We start from the raw sequence: 12,576 nt of genomic DNA on the forward strand, positions 1-12,576 counted from the left end.
GTCACCTCTGCAAAACAAAGATTGTGAAAGAAGGGATTTACAACATGAAAGTCGTAGTCGTAGGATGTACCCATGCTGGAACTTCAGCAGTTAAAAGTATTTTAGCAAATCACCCGGAGGCGGAAGTCACTGTATATGAAAGAAATGACAATATTTCCTTCCTATCTTGCGGAATTGCCTTGTACGTTGGAGGCGTAGTTAAAAATGCTGCTGATTTATTTTATTCAAATCCAGAAGAACTGGCTTCTTTAGGAGCAACAGTGAAGATGGAACACAATGTTGAAGAAATCAACGTGGACGACAAAACTGTTATAGCGAAAAACTTACAAACGGGTGCAACTGAGACCGTTTCTTATGATAAATTAGTGATGACAACTGGTTCTTGGCCAATTATTCCACCAATTCCAGGAATTGATGCTGAAAATATTTTATTATGTAAAAACTATTCACAAGCCAACGTGATCATCGAAAAAGCGAAAGATGCCAAACGTGTCGTTGTCGTTGGTGGCGGTTATATTGGTATTGAATTAGTAGAAGCTTTTGTAGAATCAGGTAAACAAGTTACTTTAGTTGACGGGTTAGACCGCATTTTAAATAAATATTTAGATAAGCCATTCACAGATGTTCTAGAAAAAGAATTAGTTGATCGTGGCGTTAATTTAGCTTTAGGTGAAAATGTCCAACAATTCGTAGCAGATGAGCAAGGAAAAGTAGCAAAAGTTATTACACCAAGTCAAGAATTCGAAGCAGATATGGTGATTATGTGTGTTGGTTTCCGTCCAAATACAGAATTATTAAAAGATAAAGTTGACATGTTACCAAATGGTGCAATTGAAGTCAATGAGTATATGCAAACAAGCAATCCTGATATTTTTGCTGCGGGTGATAGTGCAGTTGTTCACTACAACCCAAGTCAAACAAAAAATTATATCCCATTAGCAACGAATGCTGTTCGTCAAGGTATGCTAGTAGGTCGTAATTTGACTGAACAAAAATTGGCTTATCGTGGCACACAGGGAACTTCTGGCTTATATTTATTCGGTTGGAAAATTGGTTCAACAGGTGTGACAAAAGAAAGTGCCAAATTAAACGGACTAGATGTCGAAGCAACTGTTTTCGAAGATAACTATCGTCCAGAGTTTATGCCAACAACTGAAAAAGTTCTGATGGAATTAGTCTATGAAAAAGGAACACAACGCATTGTTGGTGGTCAATTGATGTCTAAATATGATATCACACAATCTGCCAATACTTTATCATTAGCGGTCCAAAATAAAATGACTGTCGAAGATTTAGCGATTTCTGATTTCTTCTTCCAACCACATTTTGATCGCCCTTGGAACTACTTAAACTTATTAGCCCAAGCCGCTTTAGAAAATATGTAATTAATAATAGAAAAAGGATGAAGAACAGAAGTTCTTCATCCTTTTTGTTAGTCACTAAGCGCTCCAGTTGTTTGGTTCATTAATGCCATTAATTGCTCTTTCGTTGTTCGTTTGATAGAAAGAGGGGGGAGATTATCTAAAGAAAAATAAGCACAATTCGAGGTTTCAATGTTTTTTTCAAAGGGATGATTTTCTAAAATCTCACAAGAAAAAATCATTTTATAGTACTGAAATAGTTGAGGAATGTCTTTTCGTTTATCTGTATCATAAACAGCAAGCAATTCTTTTGCTGTAACAACTAAGCCAGTTTCTTCCAATACTTCTTTTTCAATATTTTCTTTAGGGGAGCAGCCAATTTCGGCATAGCCACCAGGTAATGACCATTCTTTGGTCCGTAAATCTTCAACTAATAAAAAACGATTCTCTTTTTTTATCAAACCGCGAACATCTACTTTCGGTGTTGGATAACCTTCCTCTTTAGTTAAGATTTTTTCTAAGTCGGGCAAGACAGTCGCTTCGTGTCCGGTTGCGCTAATAAGTTGTAACGTAAGTTCCCGTAGTTCTTGGTAACGTTCTTGATCAAAAGCATCTTTCCCGTAAAAAAGACCTGCATCTGCCAATGCTAGCAACCGCTTGTAGATGTTTAGATAATCCATATACGCACGCTCCTCATAGACTTAATACGTTTAGTTTAACAGAAAAAAACAAAGGAAGGGCAGATTTAGCGAGAAAAGGAGTCGGTTTAAGGAAATAATAAAGAATAAATGACTAACTTACATTTTTAAACTACCTATGCTATTATTTAATAAAAAAGATTGGGTATACAATAATTTTGTTATGTAAACAAAGCAAAAAGATTGACGTCATTCGCTAGACAGGTTAATATCATACTATTCGTTTTTACGAATCATTGGGTTTTAAGCGCCTTGAGGTTTTTCCGACATTATGGGACGCTTGGAATCCTTGTTTAATTTTAATTAAACAGTTGATTTAATCTACAAAGGAGTTTTAGTATGTCAGTATTTATTAGAGAGTGTACCGTCGCAGACGTACCAGAATTAGAGGCCATTTGCCAAGAGACTTTTGCAGATACTTATGGAGATGGCGAAAACGAAGAGGATTTACAGGCACATTATGAGAGGAAATTTAGTCCAGCAGTTTTAGAAAGCGAAATCTTACATAAAGATTCGCAATATTTCTTTGCTTTTTATAATAATGAACTTGCAGGTTATGTGAAATTAAATCACGGTGATGCTCAGATTACCTATCAACATCCACAAGCGTTACAAGTTGAGCGCATTTATATTCGTAAATCTTTTAAGCGTTTAGGCTTAGGCAAACATTTGATTACGAAAGCAATTGAATTAGCGGAAGAAGCAAAAAAAGAGACGGTTTGGTTAGGTGTTTGGGAACATAATCATCCAGCGCAAAAATTTTATCAATCATTGGGCTTCGTCAAAACAGATGAACATGATTTTTATATGGGAAATGAACGCCATACCGATTATACAATGACGAAACAGTTAAAAGAGTCAACGTAAAGCAAAAACAAGGAAACGGACGCAGTGAAGCCGACGATTCCTTGTTTTTTTATCTTAAAATTGTGAAGGAGATTTTCCATAATATTTTTTGAATAATTTACTAAAATGATAGGCATCTTCGTAACCAACCGTTTTTGCTACTTCTTTGACACTTAAGGAATCATTTTTCAGCAATTCTTTCGCATGGTTTAAGCGGATTTGAATTAAATAATTGATTGGCCCAACGCCTGTGGCCGCTTTAAAGGTTTTCGACAAATAAGTCGGGGTCACATATAGCATTTCAGCTAACTGTTCCAAAGTAATTTCTTCGTCATGGTGCGTTTCCAGATAATAAATCGTATGATTGACTAAATTTCGTTTTCTTTTTTCCGTTTTCGATAGCCGAGTTTCAATTTTATTTTCTTGATCAACTGCTAAACTTCTTAAAATATAGACCAATAGTTCAATAACTAAAGCTTTAATTTGTAACGCTGATTCAACTTCTTGATGGTTTAATTCATGAACAATTTGCCAAGCTTTTTCTAAAAAAGCACCATGTAAATGACTTAAATCTAATAAAGCTGATTTATTTGGAAATACGTTTTGCGCTAAGCCTTCTAAATAGAGATTTGAAATGCCAATGTGTAGTTGATGTGAGTAAGTTCCTGCTTTTTGTTGCTCACCATGTTCCGTTCGCGGATTAAAAAGAAACACCGTACCAGCAGTGGCATGGTACTGTTGCCCTTGAACAATATATTCAGATTCACCTTCTAAAAGAATAGATATTTCCAGAAATTCATGATGATGACAATTATAAGGGTGGGTCTCTTCGTTCCAAGGATCGAAGGCATATAAAATTTCAGGATTAAACGTTCGACTATTTGTGTAGTTCATAAAAAATCACTCCTACTTGTATCCGCTTTCTATACTATATTGTACATCAAAATATACAAGAATGCCCATTTCTTTTCCTATAAAAAAACAGTAATCTTATACACGTCCATAAAAACAAGAGAGAGTAGGGGAGAAAATGAATAGTTTTGAATGGATTTGGCAATATGCTAAAAAAAATAAGAATAAGTTACTGCTAGCTGTTATTTTTGTCGTTATTAACGCTATTTTAATTGTTATTATTCCATTGTTATCTGGCAGAATTGTAGACCAAGTAATCAATCAGGGGAAAACTGAAGAGCTTGTCCCAATTCTTGGGATTATGATTGGGGTGACCGTTATTCGGACAGTTGTTCGTTATAGTTATCAAGTCTTGTTTGAATCGGTTGGACAATCTGCGTTATTTGACTTAAGAAAAGATATGTATGTCAAACTTCAAGAATTAGATTTTGATTTCTTTAATCATACACGTGTTGGCGATATTATGGCGCGAATGACAGGGGATACAGACGCTATCCGCCATTTCGTTTCTTGGGTCACTTATAACCTTTTAGAATGTATTTTATGGTTCATCGCAGCCGTGATTGTGATGGGGACGATTAATTGGCAATTGATGCTGGCATTAATTTTAATTACGCCTTTGATTTTTCTGTTAACACAAAAAATGTCGAAGGAATCGCATCCGGTATTTTTTGAGATTCGGGAAAGTTTTTCTCGGTTAAATTCAATGGTCGAAGAAAATATTGGTGGAAATCGGGTGGTTAAAGCTTTTTCTCAAGAACCTTATGAAATTGAAAAGTTTAACAAGCACAATGAAGACTATAAAAAATGGAATATGGCTTCCGCAGATGTCTCTAAAAAATATTTACCGTGGTTAGACGGTTTTGCAGGTAGTTTAAATGTTATCGCCTTAGTTCTTGGTGGCCTCTTTGTAATTCAAGGTCGGATGACAATTGGTGATTTAGTGGCCTTTAACGGCTTTCTTTGGATGTTGAACATGCCGATGCGAATGAGTGGCTGGTTGATCAATGATGTGCAACGCTTTACGGCATCGTCCATTAAAATTCGTCAGTTATTAGCAACGAAACCGAAGATTCCCATTGCTCGGGAAAAAGAAGCAGAACCAATCCAAGGCTATGTGACGTTTGATCACGTGTCCTTTCATTTTTCAGATGATCCAGAAACCCCCATTTTATCGGATGTTTCATTTTCAGCAAAACCTGGTGAAACAATTGGTATTTTAGGGGAAACTGGTTCAGGAAAAACCACTTTAGTTAACTTAATCGCTCGGTTCTATGATCCAACAAAAGGCACTGTTTATATTGATGGAAAAGATGCTAAAAGCTATTCTGTTCGTAAATTGCGAGAAAATATCTCCATGGTTATGCAAGATGTCTTTCTTTTTTCCAATACGATAGAAGATAACATTGCTTTTGGTAACACATTGGCTAACTTGGAACAAGTGCAAATGATGGCTGAAATTGCTGATGCCCATAGCTTTATTTCCAGAATGCCTGAAGGTTATGCAACAATTGTTGGTGAACGCGGCGTTGGCCTATCTGGTGGCCAAAAACAGCGGATTTCACTGGCCCGTGCCTTAACCAAAGATCCAGCTATTTTAATTTTAGATGACACAACTTCCGCTGTTGATATGGAAACAGAATCAAAAATTCAAAAAGAACTAGGTCGTTTGACGGAAAAGAAAACGACATTTATTATTGCCCACCGAATTTCTTCTGTGAGAGAGGCCAATTTAATTTTGATGATGGAAAAAGGCCGTGTGGTGGAAAGCGGTACGCATAGCGAATTAGTCGAACAAAAAGGCAAATATTTTGACGTATATCAAAAACAATTAGGTCTGACAAAGGAAGGTGAGTCGCGTGGCTAGAAATACGTTTGATGTGGATGAGACTTTAGAAAAAGAATTTAATTGGTCTCATTATAAACGATTAGGCGCCTATATTAAGCCTTACAAAAAAGCTGTTTTTAAAACATTATTTGTCATCATATTAGCTAATCTGGCAAGTATGTTAGGCCCTTACTTTACTAAAATTGCGATTGACCAAGTAATTCCACAAAAGAATCTCTCGTTACTCTTGATACTAGGGGCTATTTTCCTATTTTCCTTGGTGATTATTGGTTGGTGTATGCGTTATCGAATATATGCCATCACAGAAATTGGACAAGATATTTTAAAAGATATGCGTTTTTCAATTTTTGAGCATCTACAAAAATTACCATTTTCTTACTTTGACAGTCGGCCGCATGGAAAAATCTTAATTCGGGTGGTCAATTACATCAATACGTTAAGTGATTTATTAAGTAACGGATTGATCAATTTAATTTCTGATTTATTTAATGTGATTATCACCTTAATTTTCATGTTATTTATTGATGTGAAATTAACCTTATACAGTTTACTGCTATTGCCTGTGTTGTTCGTGATGGTTCTGTTTATTCAAGGGAAACAACGGAAAGCTTACCAAGAGCTTAGCAATAAACAATCAAACTTAAATGCCTATATTCATGAAAGTATTTCAGGAATTAAAATTACACAATCTTTTGCACGAGAAGATGAAAATTTCCAAATTTTTAACGAGGTAAGCGAAGAATATCGTCAATCCTTTATGAAAGCTGTGCGTGTCCAGTATTTATTATGGCCAGCAGTGCAAAATATATCCGTCATTACGACTTGTTTTATCTATTTCGTAGGAATCCGTCAATTAGGTATGTCCGTTACTACTGGGACGCTAATTGCTTTTATCGGTTATATCAATAACTTTTGGAATCCGGTCATCAATATTGGTAACTTCTACAATTCTCTGATTACTGCAACTGCTTATTTGGAAAGGATTTTTGAAACGATGGATGTTGTTCCAGAAATTCAAGATGCGCCGCATGCTATTGCGTTGCCGCCAATTAAAGGAACCGTCGACTTTCAGCATGTTTATTTCCGTTATGAAGAAGGAAAAAATATTTTGACCGATGTTAGTTTTCATATTGAGCCAGGACAAACAATCGCCTTGGTTGGGCCAACAGGTGCGGGTAAAACAACAATCATCAATTTGTTAAGTCGTTTTTATGATGTGAATGAAGGGGCCGTTAAAATTGATGGTTATGATGTTCGCGATGTGACACTCCGTTCGTTAAGGAAACAAATGGGGGTAATGCTTCAAGATACGTTTATTTTTTCAGGAACAATTATTGAAAACATTCGGTACGGAAATTTAGCAGCCACAGAGGAAGAAGTTATCCAAGCCGCAAAAATTGTTCGTGCGCACGACTTTATCAAGGATTTAAAAGATGGCTATGAAACAGTTGTGGAAGAGCGGGGTAGTACACTCTCGGCAGGACAACGCCAATTAATTTCATTTGCTCGTGCTTTACTGGCAGATCCCAAAATTTTAATTTTAGACGAAGCAACCTCCAGTATTGATACAAAAACAGAAGAATTGTTACAAGAAGGACTACAACAACTTCTGAAAGGACGGACATCGTTTATTATTGCTCATCGACTTTCTACCATCAAAAATAGCGATAAAATTTTCTATATTGATGGTGGTCGTATTGTGGAAGAAGGATCTCATGATCAACTAATGGCAAAACATGCGTTATATCATCATTTATATCAATCGCAATACGACTTATTAAAGAGCTAGATGATAAAACAGAGAAAATTCTTAGTTGAATCTTTCTCTGTTTTTCTGTATCGTAACCTTAACAAAGGAAAAAATGATGAGGTGCCAAATGAATCGGAATTTTGAAGTAGAATTAACAACATTATGTATGATTAGAAATCAGAAAAATGAAATCCTTGTGCAAGAACGACAAAAAAAGGATTGGCCTGGTTGGACGTTCCCTGGCGGACATGTTGAAAAAAACGAGGGCATGGAAACAGCCATGGTTCGCGAACTCCTTGAAGAAACAGGATTAGTGCTGAAACCACAATTAGTAGGTGTTGCAGAATGGCTGAATGATTGTTCGGGTGCGCGGGAATTAGCCACATTATTCATTGCAGAAACAGCGGATGAACTACCAGAAGAAACGGAACAACCCTTGTTTTGGGTCACTGAAAAAGAATTGCGAGAAGGTCCTTTAGCTGGCAGTTTAGCAGAACTTTTCCCAGTATTTTTTGGCGAAAAGCAATTTTATTTTAAAAATAATACAGCTTAATGATTCAAACCTAAAAGATTAAATCAATCCCACTTATTAAAAGAGAGGAAATCTAAAATTAAACATTGCTATTTATAAGCAATGTTTGCTATTCTTAATAAAAGGGAATTAATTTTTTATATAATGAGGGGGAAAAAGTGTGTTAAAAAGAAAAGTGGGGATTATTGCAGGCGTTTTCTGTTCAGCTTTGTTATTGACAGGCTGTGGCAAAAGCGCGAAAGATGAGTTCATTCAAGGGATTGGCAATCAAAACGCACAAGAATCTGGGGTTTGGGATTTCTCTATGTCAATTAGTGACATGAAATTTTCACAAGAAGATGGTGCACAAACGAATCCTATGATCGGGATGCTCATCACGCAAATCAAAGACGCATCGCTTTCTGGGAAGATTCAAGTAGATGCCAAAAAAGAAAAAGCATTCAACTTAGAGATGAAATTAAAAGCGATGGGCATGGATGTACCGATTTCATTGGTTGGATCATTAGATAACGAGGGCAAAGAGCCAAAACTCTATTTAGCAACAGATATGATGGAATATATTGTCGCTGTCGCAGACTCAATGACTGACGGTGCTATTGATAGTTCTCAGTTAGATACAGAAAAACTAAAAGGAAAATACATTGATCTTTTAGCCATGAACGAGGAAAGTACGAAAGAATGGCAAGATACAATCAAAGAGTATCAAGAATCGGAAAAAGAACGAAAACAGTCTGCTAAGGAATACAAAGAGTTTTTAGAAGGATTAGACAAGGATACGTTCGAGAAAAAAGGGGATACCATTACCCATACGTTTACAAAAAAAGAATTACAAAAGTTAATCAAAATTACGACAGAAACATCTGAAAAAGGTAAAGAACAAGATCCTTTCGAAAAAATCAAAGATGTTTCTGCCAAAGTTTCTGTTAATACAAAAGAAAATAAAACAAATATGTTGATTAATGTGAAACCGCAGCAAGACAAGAACGTTGACATGGGACTTGAATCATTATCTAGTAAAATTAGCATTACACAAAAAGCCAAAAAAGCGACGATTTCAATGCCTAAGAAAGAAAATATTTTATCAGAACAAGAAGTTGAAAAAATTTTTTCCGATAGCACCTCTATGACAGGTCTATCGACTGAAGACACGACTGTTGCGATCAATCAATAACGCTGAATGACCAATAAAAACGACCGCTCAAAAAAAGTAACGAAAGACCTAGCATGATTGGGATGCTAGGTCTTTTTTGAATAAAAAAACAGCATTTTAGTTTTCTTTGAATTATTGGTTGTTATTTTAGATGGTGTAAACAGTTTAAAATTAATACATTTGTTTTTGATTTAAATTCTACTGCTATTTTTAATCATTCTATTAAATAACAAATGTTTTCGAGTGTTTTTAAGCATTATTTTTGTTATGCAGAGTGGTTTTTTTATACAATGAGTATAATTTTAGATGAAGGAGTGTTTTAGGTGAAAAATCAACATTTAACTACGTCACAAGGAAGTCCAGTTGGCGATAATCAAAATTCGCTAACTGCAGGAGAATTTGGACCTGTCCTAATCCAAGACGTTCATTTATTAGAAAAATTAGCTCATTTCAATCGTGAGCGCGTACCAGAACGGGTTGTTCATGCCAAAGGTGCTGGTGCTCATGGGATTTTCAAGGTGAGCCAATCAATGGCACAATATACTAAAGCCGATTTTTTATCTGAAGTTGGCAAAGAAACACCTTTATTCGCTCGTTTTTCAACTGTAGCTGGAGAATTAGGTTCATCAGATACATTGCGTGATCCTCGCGGTTTTGCGCTTAAATTCTATACAGACGAAGGAAATTACGACTTAGTTGGCAATAATACGCCCATTTTTTTCATTCGTGATGCAATTAAATTTCCAGATTTTATTCATAGCCAAAAAAGAAATCCACGGACGCATTTGAAAAGTCCAGAAGCTGTTTGGGATTTTTGGTCTCATTCACCTGAAAGCCTTCATCAAGTAACAATTTTAATGAGTGATCGTGGCATTCCGTTGTCGTTCCGTCATATGCATGGTTTTGGTAGCCATACATTCAAATGGGTCAATGCTGCTGGAGAAGTATTTTTTGTTAAATATCACTTCAAGACGAATCAAGGAATCAAAAATCTAGAGAGTCAATTAGCAGAAGAAATTGCTGGGAAAAATCCAGATTTCCATATTGAAGATTTGCATAATGCAATTGAAAATCAAGAATTTCCTTCTTGGACATTATCTGTACAAATTATCCCGTATGCAGATGCGTTAACAATGAAAGAAACTCTTTTTGATGTAACAAAAACGGTTTCTCAAAAAGAGTATCCGCTGATTGAAGTTGGCACGATGACTTTAAATAGAAATCCAGAGAATTATTTTGCAGAGGTTGAACAAGTAACCTTTTCACCAGGAAATTTCGTTCCTGGTATTGAAGCTTCTCCGGATAAATTATTGCAAGGACGTTTGTTCGCTTATGGGGACGCACATCGTCATCGCGTGGGCGCTAATAGTCACCAATTGCCGATCAACCAAGCAAAAGCGCCTGTAAATAACTACCAAAAAGACGGCAATATGCGTTTTAACAATGGCAATAGCGAAATTAATTACGAACCAAATAGTTATACTGAAACACCAAAAGAAGATCCTAAGGCGAAAATTAGTTCCTTTGAAGTTGAGGGAAATGTTGGTAATTATAGCTATAATCAAGATCACTTTACACAAGCAAACGCTTTGTATAATTTGCTGCCAAGCGAAGAAAAAGAAAACTTAATTAACAATATAGCGGCATCTTTAGGTCAAGTGAAAAATCAAGAAATCATCGCGCGTCAAATTGATTTGTTCACTAGAGTAAATCCAGAATATGGAGCACGTGTCGCACAAGCCATCAAGCAACAAGCATAATTTATATAACGTACGTGACAAAACCAGTCTAGATAAACTAAGGACTGGTTTTGTTTGCTTTTCAATGCTTTTTATTCTACTTTGTATAATGTATATTATGTAAACTAGAATAAAATAAAAAACTTTAGCCGATAAATTGCACCTCTCTTTCGACTAATTAATTTACCCAACTAACCTTACAAGTTGTTTGCTAAGCTAGTTGGGTTTACTGTTTATTGAAACCTTGGATTGTTCATTTCTTGATGAATTTCTTTGCTCGCTTCATATAGAAACAATGTTTGTTTTTTACTTGATGCATAATCGACAATGGGTTTTGGATAATTTTCTCCTAAATGTACATGATATTGCGTTTGTAAAGCTTCGTTCATTAGATTTGGTTGATGAATATACTTTTGTGGCACTTGCTTAAGTTCTGGAACATATTTTTTGATGAACTGGCCGTCATTATCAAATTTTTTTGACTGGATAATTGGATTAAAAATCCGAAAATACGGGACAGCGTCCGTTCCTGTCGAAGCAGCCCATTGCCAGCCACCGATATTATTGGCGGCATCATAATCAATCAACATTTTTTGAAAGTATTTTTCACCCCAACGCCAATCGATGTGTAAATTTTTAACTAAAAAAGAGGCAGTAATCATTCTTAAGCGGTTGTGCATCCAACCAGTTTGATTCAGTTGTCGCATTGCGGCATCAATTATAGGGTACCCCGTCTCCCCTTTTTGCCACTTGACAAACATTTCTGGGTCATTTGTCCATTGAATATAACGAAATTTTTCTTGAATAGCTTCCTCTTTTTGTTGTGGAAACGTACTATAGATCATATTGTAAAAGTCGCGCCAAGCTAATTCTTTTTTGAAGGTTTCTTTACTTAAGCTAGAAGGCGCAGATGCAAGCTCTTGCCAAATGGTGCGAATCGAAAGTTCTCCCGTTCTTAAAAAAGTAGACAGATGACTCGTTTGATCCTGATAAGGGAAATCACGCTTATTTTCATAGGATCGAAGTTTTTGATCAATAAAAGTATTTAAGCACCTTCTGGCTGTTTTTTCGCCGACACTATAGTGTGTTAAAGGAATCCTCGCAATCTGTTCACGATAAGCTGCTTCCTCTTCTGGAAAAAGACACGCACTAAAAATTTTTTCAGCTGTATAGGAAACAGGAATCGGTGTTTCTTTAGGCGCCTCTTTCCATTTATTGTAATAGGGCGTAAACACTTGGTACTTGCTGCCATCGTTCTTCTTAATTTCTTCAGAGCCATGCAAATAGGCATCTTGAAAAGAGAAAGACTGAATATTATTTTCTTCAAAAAAGCGCATAGCTTGCTGGTCCCGCTTTGCCCCAAAGCCACAAGTATCTTCATTAAAATAAATGGCCTGCCAATCGGGTAATTTGCGTTTCAAACGTGAAAATAAATCTAACGGTTCGCCGACCATGATTTGTAAATGTGCCTCTTGATCGATTCGTTCTTTAAACGAGGCTAAACTTGCAAAAAAAGCGTTATGATTAGCACTTTCTTGAATAAATTGTTGAGGATTCATTTGGAATAATAAAATCAATTCATCAGCTGCAGAATTTTGTAACGCGTGTGCTAATGCTTTATTATCCTGTAATCGTAAATCACGTCTAAACCACATTACTGTTTTCATTTTTAAATCCTCCTAAATACTTCGTCTTGCTTATCGTAACCGTGACTGCTGATTTTTAAAAGCAACTTGCCT

Annotated in this window: 10 protein-coding genes and 1 pseudogene; 8 read left to right on the forward strand and 3 right to left on the reverse strand. The window is 35.9% G+C overall.

Annotated features, from left to right (window positions below; genetic code table 11):
- The first annotated feature begins 44 nt into the window (after positions 1 to 44).
- Entirely contained in the window at positions 45 to 1,385 is a 1,341-nt protein-coding gene (locus tag IGK03_RS06830; protein WP_002357559.1) for an NADH oxidase, read from the forward strand.
- Between the two features lie 47 nt (positions 1,386 to 1,432).
- Here the strand turns inward: IGK03_RS06830 and IGK03_RS06835 are convergent, their stop codons facing one another.
- A complete protein-coding gene (locus tag IGK03_RS06835) occupies positions 1,433 to 2,041 on the reverse strand; it encodes an NUDIX hydrolase N-terminal domain-containing protein (protein ID WP_010713399.1) in 609 nt (202 codons plus the stop codon).
- Between the two features lie 233 nt (positions 2,042 to 2,274).
- On the opposite strand from IGK03_RS06835, the pseudogene IGK03_RS06840 reads away from it, so the two are divergent.
- Together IGK03_RS06840 and IGK03_RS06845 are read left to right on the forward strand one after the other, a co-directional pair.
- A pseudogene (locus IGK03_RS06840) lies at positions 2,275 to 2,379 on the forward strand (GNAT family N-acetyltransferase); the annotation flags it as partial.
- A 19-nt stretch (positions 2,380 to 2,398) separates the two neighbouring features.
- Positions 2,399 to 2,926: a GNAT family N-acetyltransferase gene (locus IGK03_RS06845; protein WP_010707581.1), complete on the forward strand. Its 528-nt coding sequence runs from the start codon at positions 2,399 to 2,401 to the stop codon at positions 2,924 to 2,926.
- Positions 2,927 to 2,980: 54 nt separating this feature from the next.
- On the opposite strand, the gene IGK03_RS06850 is transcribed toward IGK03_RS06845, so the two are convergent.
- Positions 2,981 to 3,799 carry a helix-turn-helix transcriptional regulator gene (locus tag IGK03_RS06850; protein WP_010713398.1) on the reverse strand — a complete coding sequence of 273 codons (819 nt, stop codon included), beginning with the start codon at positions 3,797 to 3,799 and terminating at the stop codon, positions 2,981 to 2,983.
- Between the two features lie 136 nt (positions 3,800 to 3,935).
- On the opposite strand from IGK03_RS06850, the gene IGK03_RS06855 reads away from it, so the two are divergent.
- The 5 genes from IGK03_RS06855 (at position 3,936) to IGK03_RS06875 (ending at position 10,858) form a co-directional block, all read left to right on the forward strand.
- Complete coding sequence (locus IGK03_RS06855; protein WP_002357553.1) at positions 3,936 to 5,684, forward strand: ABC transporter ATP-binding protein; 1,749 nt, start codon at positions 3,936 to 3,938, stop codon at positions 5,682 to 5,684.
- Entirely contained in the window at positions 5,677 to 7,455 is a 1,779-nt protein-coding gene (locus IGK03_RS06860; RefSeq protein ID WP_202334826.1) for an ABC transporter ATP-binding protein, read from the forward strand. The genes IGK03_RS06855 and IGK03_RS06860 overlap by 8 nt, the downstream gene beginning before the upstream one ends.
- An 88-nt stretch (positions 7,456 to 7,543) precedes the next feature.
- Entirely contained in the window at positions 7,544 to 7,969 is a 426-nt protein-coding gene (locus tag IGK03_RS06865; protein WP_002385906.1) for an 8-oxo-dGTP diphosphatase, read from the forward strand.
- A 139-nt stretch (positions 7,970 to 8,108) separates the two neighbouring features.
- Positions 8,109 to 9,119 carry a lipoprotein gene (locus IGK03_RS06870; protein WP_010775845.1) on the forward strand — a complete coding sequence of 337 codons (1,011 nt, stop codon included), beginning with the start codon at positions 8,109 to 8,111 and terminating at the stop codon, positions 9,117 to 9,119.
- A 302-nt stretch (positions 9,120 to 9,421) separates the two neighbouring features.
- The gene (locus IGK03_RS06875) at positions 9,422 to 10,858 is read left to right on the forward strand and encodes a catalase (RefSeq protein WP_002408489.1); all 1,437 of its coding nucleotides are present in this window, start codon (positions 9,422 to 9,424) and stop codon (positions 10,856 to 10,858) included.
- A gap of 212 nt (positions 10,859 to 11,070) precedes the next feature.
- Here the strand turns inward: IGK03_RS06875 and IGK03_RS06880 are convergent, their stop codons facing one another.
- The gene (locus tag IGK03_RS06880; protein ID WP_049095494.1) at positions 11,071 to 12,504 is read right to left on the reverse strand and encodes a cryptochrome/photolyase family protein; all 1,434 of its coding nucleotides are present in this window, start codon (positions 12,502 to 12,504) and stop codon (positions 11,071 to 11,073) included.
- Positions 12,505 to 12,576 lie beyond the last annotated feature (72 nt).

The organism is Enterococcus sp. DIV2453a (assembly GCF_050533535.1).
Taxonomy (GTDB): domain Bacteria; phylum Bacillota; class Bacilli; order Lactobacillales; family Enterococcaceae; genus Enterococcus; species Enterococcus faecalis.